Here is a 20,342-nt window from a genome sequence, read left to right on the forward strand (position 1 = left end):
TCGACCGTTGCATCCGGCCCGATCACCTGCGACCTTGAGCGGCATGTCGGCGACCTCCACCAGCCCGGGGCCGAACCTGCGCGTCTCGCTGCCCGGCCTCCAACCGTCCGTCAAGGACTTCCTCACCAACGAGGCCGGCAGCGCCGTCTACCTGCTGGCCGCCACCGTCGTCGCCCTCGTCTGGGTCAACTCCCCGTTCGCCGACTCCTACGAGGCCCTCTGGCACACCACCGCGGGCTTCCACGTCGGGACCTGGGGCATCGACCTCGACCTGCACCACTGGGTCAACGACGCGGCGATGGCGATCTTCTTCGCGGTGGTCGGCCTGGAGATCAGCCGCGAGGCCACCACCGGCGACCTGCGGGACAGGCGCACCGTCGCCGTCCCCGTGCTCGGCGCGCTCGGCGGCCTCCTGGTCCCTGTGCTGATCTTCCTGGCGTTCAACGGCGGGACGGACGCCGCGCACGGGTGGGGCGTCGTGATGTCGACGGACACCGCGTTCCTCGTCGGCATCCTCGCCCTGTTCGGGCCCAAGTGCCCCGACCGGCTGCGGCTGTTCCTGCTCACGCTCGCGATCGTCGACGACATCGGTGCGATCACCGTGATGTCGATCTTCTACACCGACGAGGTCGACATGGCCGCCCTCGCCCTGGCGGCGGGGATCGTCGTCGGGATCCTCGCCCTCCGCTGGTTGAAGGTGTGGCAGCTCGCGCCGTACGTCGTCGCGGGGATCGCCCTGTGGTTCGCCGTGCAGGCCTCCGGGGTGCACGCGACGCTCGCCGGCGTGATCGTCGGCCTGCTCGTCCCCGCCCGGCCGCCGGACCAGCGGACCATCGACGAGGTCGCCGGGTACGGGCGCAAGCTCATGGCCGACGCCACGGCCGAGCGCGAGCACCTCGCCGAGCTCGCAGCGCGGGCCGCCGTGCCGACGAGCGACCGGCTGCAGCGCCTCCTGCACCCGTGGAGCGCGTTCGTCGTGGTGCCCCTGTTCGGCCTGGCCAACGCCGGGATCCAGCTGGACCTGGAGTCCCTGCAGGCCGCTGCGCAGTCCCGCCTGGCCATCGGCGTCGCCGTCGCGCTCGTGCTCGGCAACGCGATCGGCATCACCGGCGCCGCCACCCTGGCGCTGCGGCTCGGGCTCGGGGAGCTGCCCGGGCGCGTCCGCTGGGGGCACCTGCTCGGCGGCGCCGTCCTCGCCGGCATCGGGTTCACGATCTCCCTGTTCATCGCCGAGCTCGCGTTCGACGACCCGCAGCACCTGGAGAACGCCAAGATCGGCATCCTCGCCGGGTCGCTCACCGCCGCGGTGCTCGGGTCGGTCCTGCTGCGGTGGCTCGGCGAGAAGCTCCCGCTGTGCTCCCCGCTCAGCGACGCGCCCCCACCCCTGCCCCCGCTGCCGTGGCGGGCACCGGCCGGGTGAGGGCGCGTCGGCGTCGGCTCACTCCGCGACGATGTCCCGACCGTGGAGCGTCAGCGCCCAGATGACGAAGACGTCGAGCGCGATGATGACGACGGCCCAGACCGGGTAGTACGGCAGCCAGATGAAGTTGAGGATGAGGCTCAGGCTGGCCACGAGCACACCGACGATCCGAGCCCACACGGCGCCGCTGAGCACGAAGAAGCCAGCCACGGCCACGAGCAGGCCGACGAGGATGTGGATCCACCCCCACGTCGTCACGTCGAACTCGAACACCCACTCCGCGCCGACCACGTAGAAGGTGTCGTTGAGGACGGCCACGAGCCCTTGGAGGGCGTGCAGGACGCCGATGACGATCAACATCGTCGCCGCGAAGACGGTCATGCCGACGGCAAGGCTGCTGCGTTGTTCAGTCACGATCGGATTCCTTCCAGAACGGTCGGAGGTGCGGGATCGACGATCGGGCGGCGAACAGCCCGCTCAGCAGGATCATTGCGGACGAACCGGGCGTCGGACCAGCACCATCGCGCGTTCGGGCAGCGCCGCGTCCCGGGCACCCGGCCGTCACGTCGTGATCACCCCGCCGTAGCCCGCCCGGAACATGAGTGCGCCACGATGCGCTGTGTCTCACCCGTTCGAGGGAAAGTGTGGCCCCGCCCGTGCTCAAGAAGTCCCGCTCCACCGCCTCCGCCACGTGCACGCTGACGTTCTTCCTGCCGACGACCGCGCTCGACGGGCCGGTGAGCGTGGTCGGCTCCTTCAACGACTGGACGCCCGGGCTGCACCCGTTGCGTCGACGCTCCAACGGGACGGCCAGCACGTCCGTGACCGTGCCCGTCGGCGAGACCGTCCGGTTCCGCTACCTCGGCGAGCAGGGCCGCTGGTTCGACGACGCCGACGCGGACGAGATCACCGCGGACGGCTCCGTGGTGCACGCGTGAAGTCCGCCTATCTCGTGTCGCTCGGCGAGTCGTTCGAGGTCGACGTCCTGCAGGTCGCGCGGACGTTGGGCGCCGACGTGCGGGAGGATGTCGCACAGCTCCGCGACGACCAGGACCGGCTCGTCACGGTCTTCGGCGGACTGGGCCAGGACAGCGCGTCGGACTGGCGCGAGGGCCTGTCTGCGGCCCCGGGTTCAGGGCCGCTGGCCGACCTGAGCACGGCCGGGGCCGTGTCGATCGAGTGCAGGTGGGAGGACCTGTTCGTCTCCTTCGTCGGCCGGCTCGCCGAGCTCCTGCCGAGCCCGTCATGGGTCGTGGACGGCGACGGTGTCGTCTGGCCGGCCACCCAGGTGGATCCGAGCGCCGTGCGGCTCTGACCGTGCGGCGCCGTTCCGGTACGGCTCACGCGGTGCTTTCGGGAACCACCTCGCACGGCTGCCCGGGGCTGGTCAGAACTGCGCGACGGCCAGCCCCGCGCGCCGCCCGACGGCGGAACCGAGCGCGATGCCCGCCAGGACCCCGAGCGAGATCGCGACCATCGTCGTCCCGGCGGTGACGACCGTGTTGAGCGCCTGGGCGCCGTCGCCGAGGATCGAGGTCACGCCGACCAGGCCGAGCGCACCCGGCACCAGGAGCCAGAACCCGGGCAGGAACCCGACGAGCGCGGGCGGGCCGGTCGGGCGGGTGGCGGCGAACATCGCGACCGGGGTCATCAGCAGTGCCCCGATGAACGCCGAGAACACCCCGCCGAAGAACAGCCCGCCGACGACCTGGCCGGCGTACGCGACGACGAGCACGAGCAGGATCCAGGGCAGCGCCGGGCGGCGTGCGCAGTTGTGGAAGACGACGCCTGTTCCGTAGACGAGCACCCCGATCCACGGGGCCGCCCAGCCGAGCGGCTGATAGGCCGCGGAGCCGACCTCGGACGCCGGGACGCCCACGAGCGCGGCGGCGCCGACGATACCGAGGGCGAGCAGGACGAGCTGCATGACGCCCGCCGCCAGGCGTGCCGACCCCGCGATCATCTGCCGGGTGGCCAGGTCGATCGCCGCGGTGGTGAGCAGGGCGCCCGGCAGGAAGGTGACCAGCGGTGCGACCAACGGTGCGAGCAGGCCGACGTCGATCCCGGTGCGCGACAGCAGGAACACCGCACCGGAGACGACGAACGCGCAGCTCAGCACCACGAGTGCCTGGTACGCGGCGGGCAGCCGCACGGTGGCGACCTGCAGGCACGCGATCGCGGCACCGAGCACGGCGGCGACGAGCACGTCCACCAGGCCGCCGCCGAGGATCATCGCCAGGCCGGCGGAGACGCCGACGTACCCGAGGACACGGGTCGGGCCGCCGTACAGCGGCGGCGCGGCGACGGCGGTCTCGATCCGCTGCGCACCCTCGACGGGACCGACCCGTCCGGCCTCGGCGTCGTCGGCCACGCCGAGCACGTCCTGCACCTGGTGCAGACGCAGCTGCCGCCAGCCCGCCGACGACGCGGCCGTCTGGGTCGTCGTGCGGCCCGGCACCGACACCAGCAGGGCGGTGGGCAGCGCGATCACCTCGACGTCCGTGGCGCCGTTGATCGCCGCGACCCGTTCGAGAGTCCGGGTCACCTGGACCACGGGGGCGCTGGAGTCGATCATCGCCTCGCCGAGCAGCATGAGGAACCGGACGGTCTCCACCGTGTCGCCCGGTTCCTCCCCGGGGATCGCGACCGCGTGCGCGTCGTCGAGGATGCCGATCTCCGTCGTCAACGCGGCGGGTTCGAGCGCCGCCGCGGCAATGACCCCGGTCGGCCGGGGCCCGCGACCTCGGCGGAGCAGCAGCACCAGGGCGGTGGCCGCGACGACGAGGACGAGCAGTGCCGTGACGATCGCGCCGAGCGGGATCGTGGAGCTGGTCACCGCGGGGTCGCGCGTCCACGGCGCCTCCACGACGACCGTCTCGGTGGGCACAGGCTCCGGCGACGGCGGCTCCTGCGTCACCGTCACCGTCGGTACGGGCTCCGCCGGCGACGTCGGCGTCGGCGTCGGGACGACGGTCGTGTCGGGGTCGGGCGTGGTCGGTGGGTCCGTCGGCGTCGGAGTCGGCTCGGTCGTCGTCCCGGTGGGCTCGGGGGTCACCTCGACCCCGGTCACCCCGGGGTCGGGCACCGCAGCCACCGCGACCCCGGTCATCGTGCGACGAACGCCGCGTACCGGTCGAGGATCAGCGGCCAGTCGGTGAACTTGGCCCGGAAGGAGGCGTTGCCCTCGTTCCACCCGCCGTGCTCGAGCTCGACCCGCGTCCCGCCCGCGTCGAGCGGCACGAACTGCACCGAGACCTGGCTCGGGTGACCAGGATCCTGTCCGAGCGTCGAGGTGTGCACGACGAGGGCGCCGCGGGCGATCGCCAGCACACGTCCCCACTCGACCTCCCCGAGGGTGGCGTCCACCAGGTAGACGCGTCCGCCCACGCGGTGCTCGATGCCCGCGCCGCGATACCCGGCGGCGTCGGGCGTGCAGTCGGGGTGCCACCACTGACCGAGGTGGTCGACCCAGGCGTCGAACGCCTCGACGGGGGTGCACGCGACGACGAGCTGGTGGCGGATCGGTTCCATCAGGCCACCGGGTCCTCGTCGCCGTACGCGGCGAGGCGCAGCGTGCGCGCGTCGGTGGCGAGGATCTGGGGCAGGGCGGCGAGCAGGGACTCGACCGTGTCCGTCCCCGCGCGGACGAACCGGCCCGAGAGTGCGTCGAGCTCCCCGTCGCCGAACGCCCGGACCAGCTCCGCGACGGCCTCGACGGGCGTCCACTCGGTCCGGCCGTCGTGCATGGCCATCGACGTGGTCATCGCCGTCTCGACGTGCCCGGGGGCCAGGTCGAGCACGCGGATCCCCTGGTCGCGGTACTGCGTGTGCAGCTGGGTGGTGAACCGGGCGAGCGCGCCCTTGCTCATCGCGTACCCGGTGTAGGCCGTCATCGCGCGGTGCCCGGCGCCGGAGTTCAGGTTGAGCACGCGGCCGTCGCCACGTGCGAGCATCCCCGGCAGCACGGCGTGCGTGACCAGCAGTGGTCCGCGGACGTTCGCCTCGATCACGCGCCAGCAGTCCTCGACGTCGTCCTCGACGAACGGGACCTCGGCTCGCTCGATGACCCCGGCGTTGTTCACCAGGAGCCCGATCCCGCCGAGCTCCTCCTCCACCCGGGCGACCGCGTCGAGCACCGCGGTGGCGTCCACGACGTCGGCCGCGGCGACGCACACGTCGTGCCCGATCTCCTCGGCCACGGCGTCCAGGTTCGCCCGCGTCCGGCCCACCAGGCCGACCGTGTACCCGGCCTGCGCCAGCCCGAGCGCGATCCCTCGGCCGATGCCCCGCCCGGCTCCGGTCACCAGTGCGGTCCTCATGCCATCGCCTCCCGCAGCCGCTCGAGCGTCACCTTCCCGTGGAACCGGGTGCCGTCCACGAAGATCGTCGGGGTCCCGCGCACACCCGCCTCGATGCCCGCGGCGTAGTCGGCGGAGACGGCGGCGGCGTGGACCTGCGCGGCGTCGCCCGCCACGGTGGACGGGTCCAGCCCGAGCGCCTCGGCCGCAGCCCGCAGGTCGGGCTCGGTCAACCGGTCCTGGTGGCTCAGCAGCTCGGCCTGCAGCTCCCAGAACCTGCCCTCGACGCCTGCGGCCTCCGTCGCGAGCGCCGCGGACAGCGCGTACGGGTGGACCTCGAACAGGGGGAAGTGCCGCCAGACCAGCCGGACCTGCCCGTCGGAGGAGTCGACGAGCTCGCGCAGCACCGGGGCAGCCGCGCGGCAGTACGGGCACTCGAGGTCACCGAACTCCAGCACGGTGATCGGGGCGTCGGCGCGGCCGTAGACGTGCCGCTCGGCGAGGGGATCGGTCATGCGTCGAGGATGCCAGGCTCAGCGGCGACGGGGTCGCAACGGCGGGCTCGCCGTCCCGGCGCCGGCCGCGATCCCGGCGACGAGGTCCCGCACGGCGTCGATGCCGGACCGGGTGGGCCGCCAGTCGAGCTCCCGCTCGGCGCGGGACGTGTCGAGCAGAGGCGCGGCCAGCGCCATGTCCAGCCAGCCCGGACCGACGGGGACGGCACGCGCGTGCCACCCGACGGCGACGGCCGCACGCGCCTGCGCCACCGGCACCTCGACCAGCCGCCCGCGGGACACGACGTCGGCCAGGTCCTGCCCCCGCAGCACGTCGGGCGCGGCGACGTTGAACGGGCCGCGCACCCGCCGCACGACGGCCTCGCGGATCGCCGCCGCGAGGTCGTCCGCGTGCACCACCTGCAGCCGCAGACCCTGCGGCCACGGCAGCACCGAGAGGTATCCGTCGACCGCCCGCTTCGGCACCCACGGTCCGAGGAAGTACCGCGAGATCTCGTGCCCTGCGGAGCGCTGGAACACGAGCGCTGGCCGCAACCGGGCGATGGCGAGGCCCGGGTAGGCGTCCTCGACCTCGTCGAGCACCCGCTCGACGGAGGCCTTGTCGAGGCTGTACGACGACGACCGCACCCCGTCGGTCGCCCAGCCCTCACCCCGCGGGACGTCGTCGGGGGCGGGCGAGTACGCACCGACGCTCGACGCGACCACCACGTGGGGCACCCCCGCCCGCCGCGCCGCGTCGAGGACCCGGCGCGTCCCGGTGACGTTCACGTCGCGCAGCCGGCGCCGGTCGTGGCTGGGCTGGATCGCCCACGCGAGGTGGACCACCGCGTCGGCACCGGCGAACGCCGCCGCCAGGGTGTCGACGGCGCCCGGGGCGGTGACGTCGCACCCGACCCACGACGCCACGCCGTAGGGAGCGGGCGGGGTCCCGCGAGGGACGCGACGGGCGACGCCCACCACCGACGTCACCGTGCCGTCGTCGGCGAACCGCCGCAGCAGAGCCGTGCCGACGTTTCCGCTGGCACCGACCACGACGACTCTCATGGCCCCACGCTCGCACCAGATGCGGGCCCCCGCATCCCTGCTCGACGCGCGCCCCGGCCCGCCGCGAGCCACGATGCGTCCATGCGGGTCGTTCGGGTGCTCCTGGGGCTCGCCGCGGTCGCAGCCGCGGCCGGGTGCGCCGTGGGCTCGGCCGCGACGACCGTCGACGAGGCCCGGGCGCTCACGGCGCCGCTGGAGCAGGCGTCGTCGGCGGTCGGGACCGCGACGCTGGCCACCGAGCTGCTCGGCGACGGTCGCAGCATCGCGGCCGTCACGGACACGGCGCTGCTCGACCAGGTGCACGTGCTGGAGGAGGCCGCCGACGCCGTCGCGACGTTCGTTCCCGCCGACGGCACGGGAGCCGCGTGGCAGGCCGACGCGCTGACCGCGGTCCGGGACGCGCAGCTCGCCGTCGCGGACGCCCGTGGGTGGGCGAACGGTGCCGGTGCCGACGAGGCAGCCGTCGTCGCCGCCCTCGACGCGAGCGCCACCGCGCTGGACAGCCTCACCGCCACGCTCGACGAGGTGACGGGCGGGTGAAGCGGCTCCTCGGTGTCGCGCTCGGCATCCTCACCGCGATCGGCGGGTTCCTCGACATCGGGGACCTGGTCACGAACGCGGTCGTCGGCAGCCGGTTCGGGCTCTCCCTCGCGTGGGTGGTCGTCGTCGGCGTGGTCGGTATCTGCCTGTTCGCCAGCATGTCCGGGCGGGTCGCGGCGGTCAGCGGGCGGGCGACGTTCGAGATCATCCGCGAGCGCCTGGGCCCCCGCGCGGCGGGCGCGAACCTCACGGCCTCCTTCCTCATCAACCTGCTGACCCTGACCGCGGAGGTCGGCGGCATCGCGCTCGCCCTGCAGCTGGCCAGCAGCGTCGAGCCGCGCCTGTGGATCCCCGTCGCGGCGCTCGCCCTGTGGCTGGTGGTGTGGCGGACGAAGTTCTCGACGATGGAGAACGTCACCGGTCTGGTCGGGCTCACGCTCGTCGTGTTCGCGGTCGCGGTGTTCCTCCTGGGACCCGACTGGAGCGAGCTCGCCGACCAGGCGTTCTCCCCCGCCGTGCCGGCCGCCGAGGGGCACGCCGTGTACTGGTACTACGCGATCGCCCTGTTCGGTGCGGCGATGACCCCGTACGAGGTGTTCTTCTTCTCCTCCGGCGCGGTCGAGGAGAGGTGGACCGTGAAGGACCTGGCGCAGTCTCGGCTCAACGTCCTGGTCGGCTTCCCGTTCGGGGGGATCCTGTCGATCGCCATCGCCGCGTGCGCCGCGATCGTGTTCCTGCCGGCGGGCATCGAGGTGTCGTCGCTGTCCCAGATCGTGCTGCCCGTCGCGCTCGCCGGGGGCAAGCTCGCGCTGGCGGTCGTCATCGTCGGGATCGTCGCCGCGACGTTCGGCGCCGCCCTCGAGACGTCCTTGTCCAGCGGGTACACGCTGGCGCAGTTCATGGGCTGGTCGTGGGGGAAGTTCCGCCGCCCCGCGCAGGCGGCCCGGTTCCACCTGACGATGATCGTCTGCATCCTGGTGGCCGTCGGCGTGCTCATGACGAGCGTCGACCCCATCAAGGTCACGGAGTTCTCCGTGGTGTTCTCCGCGATCGCACTGCCGCTGACCTACCTGCCCATCCTGATCGTGGCCAACGACCCGGAGTACATGGGCGAGCACGTGAACGGCAAGGTCACCAACGCCCTGGCGCTGGTCTACCTGGTCATCATCGTGACGGCATCCGTCGCCGCGATCCCTCTGATGATCGCGACGGGAGCGGGCTCATGAACCTTCCGCCCGACGAGCACCCGCCCGGGCTCGTGCTCGACGCCCGGCTGCACCTGCTCGACCGGCAGGTCCTCGACGTCGACGGGGTCCCCGTCTGCACCGTCGACGACCTCGAGGTGCACGGCGTCGACGGGAGCGACCTGCCCGACGGGAGCCGGCCCGCCGTCGTGACGTCGCTGCTCAGCGGTGCCGTGCTGGCCACGCGGGTCTTCGGCGGGCGGCCGCCGTCGTCACGGTGGCACCGCATCCGCTGGACCCACGTCGCCGACGTCGGCACCACCGTGGCGCTCGGCGTCCGCGGCGACACGCTCGACGTCACCTGGACCGAGCGGTGGGTCCGCGACCGCGTGATCGGACGCCTGCCGGGAGGCCGCCATGATCCTGGGTGACCTGCTCGACGCCCCCGTGAACGGACCCGACGACGAGCCGCTGGGCTACGTGGTGGACGTCCGGTTCGTGCTCGACGGCCCGCTGGACGGGACGCTCGCCGCACCGCGCCTGCACGGGCTGCTGGTCAGCGCGCGGACCGGTACCTCGTTCCTCGGCTACGAGCGGACGGGGGTGCGGTCCCCCGCGCTCGTGGCGCGCTGGTTGCGGTGGCGCCACCGCGGGACGTTCCTGGTGCACTGGCAGGACGTGCAGGCCGTCGAACCCGGTGCGGTCCGGCTGCGTGACGGCTACCGGCGGTACTCCCCCGACCTGCCGGGCCGTCCGTCGCAGCGCCCGGACCTGCACCGGGCCACGTGACGGCTACGCGCAGAGCACCGCGTCGACCGCCTGGTTGATCCGCTCCCACGCCGCCTCGGGGTCCGCCGTCGCCGCCGGCAGCGCGGTCACCGCGACCGTCACCGACCGGCCGTCCGGCCCGACACCGCCACCGGTCTCGTACCCGGGGATGCTGCCGCCGTGCCCCCACGCGACGCCGCCACAGGTCAGCGGCGTGCTGAAGAGCCCCAGCCCGTACCGCATGCCGTTCAGCTCCGGCGCCGTCTCGACGGTCGTCCGCATCTCGGCGAGGAGCCCGGGCGGCAGGAGCTCGCCGCCGAGCAGCGCGACGAAGAACGCGTCGAGGTCGCTCGGGGTCGACACGATGTCGCCCGCACCCCAGGCCCAGCCCGCGTCCAGCACGGTGATGTCCCGCAGCTCGCCGCCGGGCGCCGACGCGTGGTACCCGAGCGGGTGGCGCTCGCGGAGCTCCTCCTCACCGCGGTCGGGGACGTAGGTGTTCCGCAGGTGCAGCGGGTCGATGACGCGGTCGGTGACGACCTCCGCCAGCGGACGGCCCGTGACCTTCTGCACGATCAGGCCGGCGATGACGTAGTTGGTGTTGCTGTACGACCACCCCGCACCCGGCGGCGTGCCCGGCTGCGTCAGCGCCAGGTCGAGCAGCTCGTGCGGCTCGACGTACTGGTGGCGGGTGGCGAAGAAGTCCGGGTCGATCACCGCGGTGTAGTTGGGCACGCCGCTGGTGTGCTGGAGCACCTGCCGGACCGTGATGAGGCTGCCGTCGACACCGTCGCCGTGCACCAGTCCGGGCAGGTACGTCTCGATCGGGGCGTCGAGCTCGACCGCTCCTTCGTCGACCAGCTGCAGGAGCGTGACGGCGACGAACGTCTTGGTGTTGCTGCCGATGCGCACCTGCCCGTCGAGCGGCACCCGCGTCCCGGTCTCCAGGTTGCCGACACCCGCGGTGTAGTCCCGGCTGCGTCCTCGCGGGTCCTGGTAGGTGGCCAGCGCGGCGGGGAAGCCTGCGTCGCGGACGAGCCCGTCGAGCTCGCGCTGGACGACGTCCCGGGACGCGCGGCCCTCGGAGTACGCCGGGGTGCCGGTGATCACGGCACCGACCGCGACCGTGCACACGGCGGCGATCGTGACAGCCGCACGGGCCTTGCTCTGGCGCTTCATCATGAGATCTCCTCGTGGATCGGGTGATCTCAGCCTGCTGTCGGGGTGCCACCGGGAACCATGGAGCACTCCCCCGAAAGGCGGTGGGGTTGCCCCCCGTACTCCTCAGAACAGCAGGTGCTCGCGCGGCCGGCCCTTGGCCTCGTGCCCGAGCAGGAACCGCTTGCGCTCCAGCCCGGCGGCGAACCCGGTCAGGGACCCGTCCGCACCGATGACGCGGTGGCACGGCACGACGATCGCGATGCGGTTGCGCCCGTTGGCGGCCCCGACGGCCCGTGACGAGGTGCGCGGGTCCAGCCCGATCTCCGCGGCGAGCTCCCCGTAGGACCGCGTGTGCCCGTACGGGATGCGCAGGAGCCCCTCCCACACGCGGCGCTGGAACGTGGTCCCGACGAGGTGCAGCGGCAGGTCGAACTGCGTGCGCGTCCCGGCGAAGTACTCGTCGAGCTGCGTCTGGACCTCGTCGAACTCGTCGTCGGCGCGCTCGCCGAACGGTCCCTGCACGGACTCGTACTTCGAGCTCTGCAGGAGCAGCGCGGACAGACCACCGTCGTGGGCGACGAGCGTGATCGGGCCGAGCGGCGACGCCACGACCGTGTGCACCACACGGACATCCACTCCGACACCCTCGGGGACGTCGAGCTCCTGGACGGTCATGGCCGACATCATTCCCCCACCCACTGACACGGCCCGCCCGTCGCGCGCCCTCGAAGGAGCAGACGCGCGACGGACGGGCGATGTGAGGTGCTCAGTCGGTGCTGCGCAGCAGGGTCCGCACCCCGACGGCCAGCCCGACGACCGCGGTGAGGACCGCCGCGAGCCACCCCGCCGCGACGGCGCTGCTGGTCAGGTCGCCGGCGAACAGCGCCCGCTCGGCCTCGACCACCCACCGCAGCGGGTCGAACGCGGAGGCGACCTTCATCCACTGCGGCCCGGTCTCCAGCGGCAGGAGCATCCCGGACAGGATCAGCAGCGGGAACAGCACCGTCTGCTGCACGGCCCAGAACATCCACTCCTGCTTGCGCACAGCGATCGCCAGCGCGTAGCTCAGCGACCCCAGCCCGACCCCCAGCACCGCGAGCATCGCCAGCCCGATCGGCGCCCCGACGGGGTCGGCGCGGAAACCGAACGGCAGCATCACCAGGACGAGGATGACCGCCTGCGCGACGAGCGGCACCATCTCCTTCAGCGAGCGCCCGACCAGCTGCGACGACCGCGACAGCGGGGTGACCAGCAGGCGCTCGTGCGCACCGGTCTGCATCTCGAACTGCAGGTTGGACCCGGTGGTGGACGTGCCGAACAGCGTGGTCATCACCAGGATCGACGGCACGAACCACTGCCAGACGTCGGCTCCCGAGAAGGCCCCCGTCTCCCCGACCGACCCGACGAGCAGCGGCCCGAAGAGGCCGAGGAAGACGAGCGGCTGGATCAGGCCGAACACGACGGAGAACGGCTCGCGGACCACCGGGCGCAGCTCGCGGGTCATGACGAGCCAGACGTCCGCGAACCACGACCTCCGGACGGGGGTCAGCGTGCGGGTGGGGGCGTCGACGGTGATCGTGCTCATGCTGCGGCCTCCGTGCCGATGGTCGTGGTGGTGCCTGTGTTCTCCGCGCTGTCGCGCAGGCTGCGGCCCGTGAGGGCCAGGAAGACGTCGTCGAGCGTGGGCCGCACGGCGAGCGCCTCGAGCAGGGGCGCCCCGGCGCCGGACGCCGCGAGGACCAGCTCGGGCACGGCTGCACCGGCGTCGGCCACCCGCGCCTCCACGCGGTCGCCGACGACGGACACGTCCCGGGCACCGGGCAGCGCCTCGACGATCGACGCGACGCGCGACGCGGTCCCCCCGACCGCGACGGTCAGCACCACCCGGTCGCCGGCGAGCGTGCGCTTCAGCCCGTCCGCGGTGTCGTCGGCGATGACCTGGCCGTGGTCGACCACCACGACGCGCTCGGCCATGGTGTCGGCCTCGTCGAGGTAGTGCGTGGTGAGCACGATCGTCATGTCGTGCTCGGCGCGCAGCCGCGAGATGTGCTCCCACAGGTTGGCGCGGTTGTGCGGGTCGAGGCCCGTGGTCGGCTCGTCCAGGAAGAGCAGGCGCGGCGCATGTACCAGACCGAGTGCCACGTCGAGCCGCCGCCGCTGGCCGCCGGACAGGTCCGACACCTTGCGCTTCGCCAGCGCGGTCAGGTCGAGCGCGTCGAGCAGCTCGGCCGTGCGCCGCTGGGCGGCCGCGCGGTCGAGCCCGTAGACGCGCCCCTGCATGGTCAGCTCGTCCGCGGCGCGCTGCTGGTGCCCGGCACCGTTGCCCTGCCCGACGTAGCCGATGTGTCGCCGGACCGTTCCCGGGTCCGCGACGACGTCCACCCCCGCGACGGTCGCGGTACCGGCGGTCGGCCGGATCAGCGTCGTGAGCATGCGCATCGTGGTCGACTTGCCGGCGCCGTTCGGGCCGAGGACGGCGACGAGCTCGCCCGGGGCGATGTCGAGGTCGATGCCGCGCACGGCGTGCACGGTCTCGGTGCTGCTCACCACGAAGTCCTTGGTGAGTCCTCGGGTCTGGATCATGGTTCTCCTGGGTCGGACGGGTGGTCGAGTGGGTACAGGAGCCAGCCTGTCGGTCGTAGCGGTCAGTTTCTGTCCTCTACTGCGTGACATCCTGAGGACATGTCCACGCCGTCCTCCCGACTCCTCTCGCTCCTGTCGCTGCTGCAGGCCCGCCGCGACTGGCCGGGCGAGGCGCTCGCCGACCGGCTCGGCGTCAGCCCGCGGACCGTGCGGCGCGACGTCGACCGGCTGCGCGAGCTCGGCTACCCCGTGCACGCGAGCAAGGGACCCGACGGTGGGTACCGGCTCGACGCCGGCACCCAGATGCCCCCGCTCCTGCTCGACGACGAGCAGGCGGTCGCCCTCGTCGTGGCCCTGCAGACCGCGTCGACGGGCGTCGCGGGGGTCGACGAGGCCGCCGTGCGCGCGCTCGCGACCCTCCGCCAGGTCATGCCCGCACGGCTGCGCGCCGCGGCCGACGCCCTGCAGGTCACCGCCGTGACCCGCGGCGGCAGCAGCACCCGCCCGCAGGTCGACCAGCAGGTGCTCATGGCCGTCGGCGCGGCCGTGCGCGCGCACGAGGTGCTCCGGTTCGACTACGACGGAGGCAGCGACACCCGGCTCCCCCGCCGCGCCGAGGCGCACCACCTGGTCACCTGGGGCGGGCGCTGGTACCTGCTCGGCTACGACCTCGACCGTGCCGACTGGCGCACCTACCGCGTCGACAAGATGACCCCGAAGACCGGGTCCGGGCCGCGGTTCGCACCCCGGCCCCTGCCCGCCACCGACGTCGCCGCCTTCGTCGCCGAGCGCTTCAGCAACGTCAACCCGTGGCCGTGCCGCGGCGAGGCCGAGGTCGGCATGGCCGCCTCCGAGGTCGCGCAGTGGGCCGGTCGGGACGCTCTCGTCGAGTCCTTCGGTGACGACCGCTGCCGCGCCGTCCTGAGCGCCTGGTCGTGGGACGGCGTCGCCGCGCGATTCGCGATGTTCGGCGTCCCCCTGCGCGTCGTCGGTCCCCCGGAGCTGGCCGACGCGATGCACCGCCTGGCAGCCCGCCTGACGGCAGCCGTCCCGACGTAGCCGACCGAACCCGACACAGGTGCCGTTGCAGACGCCGCCTATGGCCTCAGCGGAACGCTTCCAGGGCGGGGTGGCGGGGGTCGTCGGCGTGGACCACGACGTCCGCCACCTGCGTCGGAAGCGTCTCCTCGTCGTAGCGGGCGAACGCCGGGAGGGTCCACCGGTCCTCCGCCGCCGTCCGGCGCGCGAGGGTCGACGGGCGGACCGTCAGGTGCACGGTGAGGTCGGCGTCGAGCCAGCGCCCGAGCAGGAGGCTGCCGTCGAGCACCAGGACGGCGCGCTCGGGGACGTCCACGAACGCGGCCCGGGTCGACCGGTCGGCGACGGCGTCCCACAGCGTCGGCAGGTAGCGGCCGAGCGAGGTGAACGGGTCGAGGACCTCGCGCCCGAGCGCACCCGCGTCGAGCCGGTCCTCCAGGTAGGCGTCCGGGTCGTGCCGCCCGTGCTCGAACCGCACGGAGGCCGGCCGCAGGAAGTCGTCGGCGTGCACCCGGGACACCGGTCGGCCGAGCGCCCGGAGCGGGTCGACGAGGGCGTCGGCCAGGTCGGCGGGTCGCGTCGGCGGTGCGCCGTCCACGAGGACACGGACCCTGCCGTCGCGTGCGTCGACGAGCTGCACCAGCCGGTCGACCAGCAGGTCCGGCGTGACGGGCTCGATCAGGGCTGCCGCCCCTCACCGTGGTCGTCGGCGGTCTGCTCGCGCTCGTCGATGACGTCCTGCCCGGGTCCCGAGAAGTTCCGCGACCGCTCCAGCGCCTCGATGCTGCCCGTGAAGAGCCGGGCGTCCTGGCCGCCGGTCGTGATGGTCTGCGTGTCGTCCGGGGCCCACCCGCCGGGGACCGGCAGGACGGGCGTGGGTGCGGAGTCCGGACGGGCGGCCGCGCGGCGTCCCGTGGGCGGGGTGGGCGAAGCGCCCTCCCACCGGGTCTTCGGCAGGCTCTGCGGCGCCTCGCGCTGCAGCCAGCCGACCAGCCCCTCGCGGACGTAGCACCGCAGGTCGAACAGGGTGGGGGCGTCGACGGCGCTGGCGAGCGCGCGGATGCGGACCATCCCGCCGACCGCGTCCGTGACCTGCAGGATGCCCACGCGACGGTCCCACAGGTCGGTGTCCTGCAGCAGCCGCGTCAGCTCGGTGCGCACCGCCTCGACCGGGACCTCCCAGTCGACGTCGAGCTCGACGGTGCCCAGCAGGTCGGCCGCGCGGCGGGTCCAGTTCTCGAACGGTGTCGTCGTGAAGTACGTGGACGGCAGGATCAGCCGACGGTCGTCCCAGACGTGCACGACGACGTAGGTGAGCGTGATCTCCTCGATCCGCCCCCACTCGTCGGCCACGACGACCACGTCGTCCACCCGGATCGCGTCGGTGAACGCGAGCTGCAGCCCGGCGAACACGTTGGCCAGGGAGCTCTGCGCGGCCAGTCCGGCGACGATCGAGATGAGCCCCGCGGACGCCAGGAGGCTCGCGCCGAGCGTGCGCGCCGACGGGAACGTCAGCAGGATCGCCGCGATCGCGCACAGGACAAGGACCGCGACCGTGATGCGGCGCAGGACCTGGACCTGCGTGCGGACGCGGCGGGCGTGCCGGTTGTCGGCGACGTCGATCCGGTAGCGCTGGAGGGCGGCGTCCTCAAGCACGAAGGCGAGGCTGCCGATCAGCCAGGCCACGGTGATGATGAACGCGATGAGGAGGACGTGCTCGACGGTCCGGGTCCAGTCGGACGGGTCGGTGCTCAGGCGCAGCGCGATCCAGACCGCGACGACCAGCAGGACCGCGCGCATGGGCTTGCGGGAGCGGCGCGTGAGGTCGGCGGCGACGGACGAGCGACGCGCGAGCCGCCGGACCAGCACCGCGAGGAGCGTCGCGGTCAGATAGGCGACGACGACAGCGGCGAGGAGCGAGATCGTCGGGACGACGAACCCCTGGACCCCGTCGGCCGCCGTCTCGTCGACGGTGGCAGGCAGAAGATGAGCGCGCACGTCGTCCAGAGTACGTAGGTGCGCCCCGTCCCCTGTTCTCGGGGACGGGGCGCCACGGAGAAGGCGTCTCGCCGGCACGAGGCTTGGCGCACTCCCTGAACCCTCACGGGCGGCCCGGCTCTCGCCGTGACCCTCGGCAACGCGGCCCTACTTGCGACCGGCTGGTCGCTCCGGACTCCCGGTGCGATCAGCTAGACCAGTTCTAGCACTGCCACGCGTGGGGCGCATCCTTTCCATGTGAATACATTGACTTGGTAAAGCGTCCAGCAGGTTACCGTCGACGCGTGAGCGCCTCTCTCGTCCTGCAGCAGCCGTTCGACCCGGCGCCGGCGCTCGCCTCGCTGGTCGCCCACGCGGTGCCCGGGGTGGAGACCGTGGGCACCGGAACGGTGACACGTGTCGTGCTGCTGGGCGACGAACCGGCGCTCGTCGAGGCGACCCTCGGGGCCGACCGGGTCGCGCTGCGCTCGTCGGTCGGGTCGGAGGCGGATCTGGCTGCTCTGGGTGCCTCGTGGTTCGGTCTCGGCGACGACCTCGACGCCGTGCTCGACGCGTTCGGCGACGACGACGTCCTCGGCCCGCTCGTGCGGACCCGTCCGCGGCTGCGGATCCTGGGCCACCCCGACGGCTTCGAGGCGGCGGTCACGACGGTGCTCGGTCAGCAGGTGTCGCTCGCCGCGGCCCGCACGTTCGGCGGGCGGCTCGCCGCTGCCTACGGCGAGCCCGGGCCGGGCGGGCTGACCGTCTACCCGACGCCGGAACGGCTCGCGGGGGTCGACCCGGTGGAGCTGCAGGGCGTCGTACGGATCACGCACTCCCGCGCCCGGACGCTGCACGCCCTCGCGCGGGCGTGCGCCGACGGGCTGCACCTCAGCGCGCCGGATGCTCGCGAGCACCTCCTCGCCCTCCCGGGGATCGGTCCGTGGACCGCGGACTACCTGGCTCTGCGCGTGCTCGGCGACCGCGACGCCATGCCCGTCGGCGACCTCGTTCTGCGCCGCGCGCTCGGTGTCGCGTCCGCGACGGACGTCACCCGGCTGGCCGAACGGTGGCGGCCCCTGCGGGCCTACGCAGCCGTCCACCTCTGGACCTCGACCGCGTACGCCCTCTGAGCAGCGCGAACGCGGTGCGGTGACGGCGCGGTCACGATTCGGTCCCGCCTCCGCTGCTGCCGTCACAGTTGCGTCACAGCCGACCCACAGCCTCCCCCGCAGCCCTACGGTCACGGCCATGAAGCCGACGACGAGCCACCCCGCACCGACCGTCCGCACCCGGACCACCCGCCTGCTGGTCGCCGGCGTCGTCGCCCTCACGGCGACCCTCAGCGCGTGCAGCGGCGACGTGGGCACCGGCAGCGACGACAGCGCCGCCGACACCCAGGTCGAGGGCGGCACCGAGGAGGGCGCCGTCGGCGCGGACGAGGGCGGTACCGACGCCGGCACTGGCGCCGCCGACGGAGGCGTCGCACCCGCGGCGAGCACGGTCGACGCGAACCGTCAGGTCGTCCAGACCGGGGAGGTCGCGATGGCGGTCGAGGACCCGCGGGTCGCCGCCGACGCCATCGTCCGGCTCACCGAGGACGCCGACGGGCGGGTCGACGACCGCGCCGAGCAGGCCCAGACGGAGACGGAGGTGGGCACCGCCACGCTGACCATCCGCCTGCCCGCGGCGGCGGTGTCCCCGACGCTCGTCGCGCTGCGCGAGCTCGGTGACGTCGAGAAGGTGAACCTGACCAAGAAGGACGTCACCGGCGCCGCGCAGGACCTGGACGCGCGCATCCACGCGATGGAGCTCTCGGTCGAGCGCATGACCACCCTCCTGGCCACCGCGACGACGCACGACGACATCATCACCGCCGAGAACGCCCTCACCGAGCGGGAGGCCGCCCTGGAGCAGCTCCGGTCCCAGCGCGCGGCGATCGCCGAGCAGGTGTCGCTGTCGACGATCCACGTCGCGCTCGTCGGGCCGGACCTGCCGCCCTACGTCGCGCCGCCCGCCCCCGTCGAGCCGCCCACCGGCCCGCAGTCGTTCCTCGAGGGCCTCGTGGCCGGGTGGGACGCCCTGGTCGTGGTCGTCTCGGGGGTCGCCATCGTGCTCGGGGTGCTCCTGCCGTGGCTCGCCTTCGGCGGCGCGATCGCGGCGCTGGTCGTCGCGGCGGTGCGCTGGTTCCGACGGTGGCGCGGCCCGGCGACCGCCCAGCCCGTCGCGGTCGGCATCGGGACGGTGTTCGACCCGCCGGCCGCGCCGCCCGCCGACCCCGACCAGCACCAGCCGCGCTGACGTCAGCCGGCCGACGCCGCCCGTCGGACGGCGTCGACCGAGCGCGCGACGTCCTCGGCGTCCGTCGACCAGTTGCTCACCGAGACCCGCAGCACGTCGCGGCCCTGCCACCGGGACCCTGACATCCACGTCACCCCGTCGGCCAGCACGCGGGCGGTGACGGCACGGGTGCGCTCGTCGGAGCCGAACCCGACGCAGACCTGGGTGAGCACGACGTCGTTGAGGATCTCCGCGCCGTCGATCGTCGCGATGCCGTCGGCGATGGCCCGGGCGTTCGCCACCAGGCCGTCGACGAGGTCCGCGACCCCGCTGCGCCCGAGCGACCGCAGGACCGCCCAGACCGGCACGCCGCGCGCACGCCGCGACAGCTCGGGCACCTTCTCCAACGGGTCCCCCGACCCGCTGAACGTCGCGAAGTACTCGGCGCGCATGCCGAAGGCCCGGCGCAGCGGCTCGGGGTGCGCGACGATCGCCAGCCCGCAGTCGTACGGCACGTTGAGGGTCTTGTGCGCATCGGTGGCCCACGAGTCGGCGCGCTCGTAGCCCGTGAGGAGGCTGCGCAGCCGCGGCGACGCGGCCGCCCAGAGTCCGAAGGCGCCGTCGACGTGCACCCACGCGCCGTGCCGGTGCGCGAGGTCGACGGCCTCGGCCATCGGGTCGAACGCGCCGGAGTGCAGGTTGCCCGCCTGGAGGCAGACGATCGTCGGTCCGCCGCCCTCCGCGAGCGCGCGGTCGAGGTCGGCGACGACGAGTCGGCCCTGGTCGTCGGCGGCGACCGCGGTCGGCGTCCCGAGCCCGAGGTAGCGCAGGGCGAGGTCGAGGGTCTCGTGCCGCTCCGCCCCGACCAGCACGCGGACCCGCGGGCCGCCCGCGAGCCCGTCGCGGCCCACGTCCCAGCCCGCGTCGGCGAGCACGTGCTGGCGGGCCGCCGCGAGCCCGGTGAAGTTGGCCATCGTCGCGCCGGTGACGAACCCGACGTCGGCGTCGGGCGGCAGGCCGAGCAGGTCGAGCGCCCACGCCGCGGCCGCGTCCTCCACGGCCACGACCCCGGGTGTCGAGTGCCGCATCGCCGTGTTCTGGTCCCACGCGCTCGTGAGCCAGTCCGCCGCGAGCGCGGCCGGGTGCGTCCCTCCGATGACCCAGCCGAAGAAGCGCCCCGACGGCATCCCCATCAGCCCCGGCTCGATGCCGGCGGCGAGCTCGTCGACGACGGTCTCGGGTGCGGTCGGCCCGTCGGGGAGCGGCCCCCCGAGGACGGCTGCGAGGTCGTCCGGACGGGCCCGCGGGTGCACGGGTCGCTCGGCGAGGGACATCAGCCACTCGCGCGCATGGTGTGCCGCGCGGTCGAGCGCCGGGGCGAACGCGGGCCACCGTGCCGTCATGACGCCCACCCTGCCACCGCCACGCCCGGTGGGCGCCCCGGTTTCACCCGGTCGATTCGTCCGGCGTGTCGTGCCGACCGGCAGTTTGCGTCGAGCACGTCACCCGGACGGTCGACTCCGGCAGGACCAGC

The 20,342-nt window shown here is 73.7% G+C and carries 23 protein-coding genes; 10 read left to right on the forward strand and 13 right to left on the reverse strand.

The genetic code is table 11. The annotated features are described in order from the left end of the window. The first annotated feature begins 43 nt into the window (after nt 1–43). Nucleotides 44–1,420 carry a Na+/H+ antiporter NhaA gene (nhaA, locus tag ASF78_RS05215; protein ID WP_056585454.1) on the forward strand — a complete coding sequence of 459 codons (1,377 nt, stop codon included), beginning with the start codon at nt 44–46 and terminating at the stop codon, nt 1,418–1,420. Between the two features lie 18 nt (nt 1,421–1,438). Here the strand turns inward: nhaA and ASF78_RS05220 are convergent, their stop codons facing one another. Continuing rightward, nucleotides 1,439–1,834 carry a hypothetical protein gene (locus tag ASF78_RS05220; RefSeq protein ID WP_200940516.1) on the reverse strand — a complete coding sequence of 132 codons (396 nt, stop codon included), beginning with the start codon at nt 1,832–1,834 and terminating at the stop codon, nt 1,439–1,441. Between the two features lie 242 nt (nt 1,835–2,076). Between ASF78_RS05220 and ASF78_RS05225 the strand changes: the two genes are divergently transcribed. Both ASF78_RS05225 and ASF78_RS05230 read left to right on the forward strand, forming a co-directional pair. Continuing rightward, nucleotides 2,077–2,358 (forward strand): isoamylase early set domain-containing protein, encoded by a 282-nt coding sequence (locus ASF78_RS05225; protein WP_056588194.1) that lies wholly within the window; start codon nt 2,077–2,079, stop codon nt 2,356–2,358. Further along, entirely contained in the window at nt 2,355–2,735 is a 381-nt protein-coding gene (locus ASF78_RS05230) for a hypothetical protein (protein WP_056585459.1), read from the forward strand. Before ASF78_RS05225 ends, ASF78_RS05230 begins: the two co-directional genes overlap by 4 nt. A 72-nt stretch (nt 2,736–2,807) precedes the next feature. On the opposite strand, the gene ASF78_RS05235 is transcribed toward ASF78_RS05230, so the two are convergent. Genes ASF78_RS05235 through ASF78_RS05255 form a run of 5 tightly spaced genes read right to left on the reverse strand, consistent with a single transcriptional unit; the run spans nt 2,808 to nt 7,277 of the window. Then, nucleotides 2,808–4,529, reverse strand: a complete 1,722-nt coding sequence (locus tag ASF78_RS05235; protein WP_056585462.1) for a threonine/serine exporter ThrE family protein — start codon at nt 4,527–4,529, stop codon at nt 2,808–2,810. Further along, nucleotides 4,526–4,951 carry an SRPBCC domain-containing protein gene (locus tag ASF78_RS05240; protein ID WP_056585464.1) on the reverse strand — a complete coding sequence of 142 codons (426 nt, stop codon included), beginning with the start codon at nt 4,949–4,951 and terminating at the stop codon, nt 4,526–4,528. The genes ASF78_RS05235 and ASF78_RS05240 overlap by 4 nt, the downstream gene beginning before the upstream one ends. Continuing rightward, complete coding sequence (locus ASF78_RS05245; protein WP_056585466.1) at nt 4,951–5,739, reverse strand: SDR family oxidoreductase; 789 nt, start codon at nt 5,737–5,739, stop codon at nt 4,951–4,953. Before ASF78_RS05245 ends, ASF78_RS05240 begins: the two co-directional genes overlap by 1 nt. Next, complete coding sequence (locus tag ASF78_RS05250; RefSeq protein WP_056585468.1) at nt 5,736–6,233, reverse strand: thioredoxin domain-containing protein; 498 nt, start codon at nt 6,231–6,233, stop codon at nt 5,736–5,738. The genes ASF78_RS05245 and ASF78_RS05250 overlap by 4 nt, the downstream gene beginning before the upstream one ends. Nucleotides 6,234–6,251: 18 nt before the next feature. Beyond that, complete coding sequence (locus tag ASF78_RS05255) at nt 6,252–7,277, reverse strand: NAD-dependent epimerase/dehydratase family protein (RefSeq protein WP_056585470.1); 1,026 nt, start codon at nt 7,275–7,277, stop codon at nt 6,252–6,254. An 81-nt stretch (nt 7,278–7,358) separates the two neighbouring features. Between ASF78_RS05255 and ASF78_RS05260 the strand changes: the two genes are divergently transcribed. From ASF78_RS05260 to ASF78_RS05275, 4 genes are read left to right on the forward strand one after another with little or no spacing between them, the layout of a single operon-like run. Continuing rightward, nucleotides 7,359–7,817, forward strand: a complete 459-nt coding sequence (locus ASF78_RS05260; RefSeq protein ID WP_056585471.1) for a hypothetical protein — start codon at nt 7,359–7,361, stop codon at nt 7,815–7,817. Continuing rightward, nucleotides 7,814–9,043, forward strand: a complete 1,230-nt coding sequence (locus ASF78_RS05265) for an NRAMP family divalent metal transporter (protein WP_056585473.1) — start codon at nt 7,814–7,816, stop codon at nt 9,041–9,043. The genes ASF78_RS05260 and ASF78_RS05265 overlap by 4 nt, the downstream gene beginning before the upstream one ends. Continuing rightward, nucleotides 9,040–9,432 carry a hypothetical protein gene (locus ASF78_RS05270; protein WP_056585475.1) on the forward strand — a complete coding sequence of 131 codons (393 nt, stop codon included), beginning with the start codon at nt 9,040–9,042 and terminating at the stop codon, nt 9,430–9,432. The genes ASF78_RS05265 and ASF78_RS05270 overlap by 4 nt, the downstream gene beginning before the upstream one ends. Next, the gene (locus ASF78_RS05275) at nt 9,419–9,790 is read left to right on the forward strand and encodes a hypothetical protein (RefSeq protein WP_056585478.1); all 372 of its coding nucleotides are present in this window, start codon (nt 9,419–9,421) and stop codon (nt 9,788–9,790) included. Before ASF78_RS05270 ends, ASF78_RS05275 begins: the two co-directional genes overlap by 14 nt. Nucleotides 9,791–9,793: 3 nt before the next feature. Here the strand turns inward: ASF78_RS05275 and ASF78_RS05280 are convergent, their stop codons facing one another. From ASF78_RS05280 to ASF78_RS05295, 4 genes are all read right to left on the reverse strand, one after another. Continuing rightward, nucleotides 9,794–10,951, reverse strand: a complete 1,158-nt coding sequence (locus ASF78_RS05280) for a serine hydrolase (protein ID WP_056585480.1) — start codon at nt 10,949–10,951, stop codon at nt 9,794–9,796. Nucleotides 10,952–11,053: 102 nt separating this feature from the next. After that, a complete protein-coding gene (locus ASF78_RS05285) occupies nt 11,054–11,605 on the reverse strand; it encodes a methylated-DNA--[protein]-cysteine S-methyltransferase (RefSeq protein ID WP_056585483.1) in 552 nt (183 codons plus the stop codon). 91 nt (nt 11,606–11,696) lie between these two features. Further along, nucleotides 11,697–12,515 (reverse strand): ABC transporter permease, encoded by an 819-nt coding sequence (locus ASF78_RS05290; protein ID WP_056585485.1) that lies wholly within the window; start codon nt 12,513–12,515, stop codon nt 11,697–11,699. Beyond that, nucleotides 12,512–13,513 carry an ATP-binding cassette domain-containing protein gene (locus ASF78_RS05295; protein ID WP_056585487.1) on the reverse strand — a complete coding sequence of 334 codons (1,002 nt, stop codon included), beginning with the start codon at nt 13,511–13,513 and terminating at the stop codon, nt 12,512–12,514. The genes ASF78_RS05290 and ASF78_RS05295 overlap by 4 nt, the downstream gene beginning before the upstream one ends. Nucleotides 13,514–13,612: 99 nt before the next feature. Between ASF78_RS05295 and ASF78_RS05300 the strand changes: the two genes are divergently transcribed. Beyond that, the gene (locus tag ASF78_RS05300) at nt 13,613–14,572 is read left to right on the forward strand and encodes a YafY family protein (protein ID WP_056585489.1); all 960 of its coding nucleotides are present in this window, start codon (nt 13,613–13,615) and stop codon (nt 14,570–14,572) included. 46 nt (nt 14,573–14,618) lie between these two features. On the opposite strand, the gene ASF78_RS05305 is transcribed toward ASF78_RS05300, so the two are convergent. After that, the gene (locus tag ASF78_RS05305) at nt 14,619–15,191 is read right to left on the reverse strand and encodes a uridine kinase (protein WP_235518391.1); all 573 of its coding nucleotides are present in this window, start codon (nt 15,189–15,191) and stop codon (nt 14,619–14,621) included. Nucleotides 15,192–15,229: 38 nt separating this feature from the next. Then, a complete protein-coding gene (locus tag ASF78_RS05310) occupies nt 15,230–16,549 on the reverse strand; it encodes a mechanosensitive ion channel family protein (protein WP_235518394.1) in 1,320 nt (439 codons plus the stop codon). Nucleotides 16,550–16,833: 284 nt separating this feature from the next. Between ASF78_RS05310 and ASF78_RS05315 the strand changes: the two genes are divergently transcribed. After that, complete coding sequence (locus ASF78_RS05315) at nt 16,834–17,661, forward strand: DNA-3-methyladenine glycosylase (RefSeq protein ID WP_056585492.1); 828 nt, start codon at nt 16,834–16,836, stop codon at nt 17,659–17,661. A gap of 118 nt (nt 17,662–17,779) precedes the next feature. Continuing rightward, entirely contained in the window at nt 17,780–18,829 is a 1,050-nt protein-coding gene (locus ASF78_RS05320) for a DUF4349 domain-containing protein (RefSeq protein ID WP_056585494.1), read from the forward strand. Nucleotides 18,830–18,831: 2 nt separating this feature from the next. Here ASF78_RS05320 and ASF78_RS05325 read toward each other — a convergent pair whose 3' ends face one another. Further along, nucleotides 18,832–20,211, reverse strand: a complete 1,380-nt coding sequence (locus ASF78_RS05325; protein WP_056588199.1) for a pyridoxal-dependent decarboxylase — start codon at nt 20,209–20,211, stop codon at nt 18,832–18,834. Nucleotides 20,212–20,342: the final 131 nt, after the last annotated feature.

Origin of the sequence: Cellulomonas sp. Leaf334 (assembly GCF_001424195.1) — a bacterium.
Lineage (GTDB): Bacteria > Actinomycetota > Actinomycetes > Actinomycetales > Cellulomonadaceae > Cellulomonas.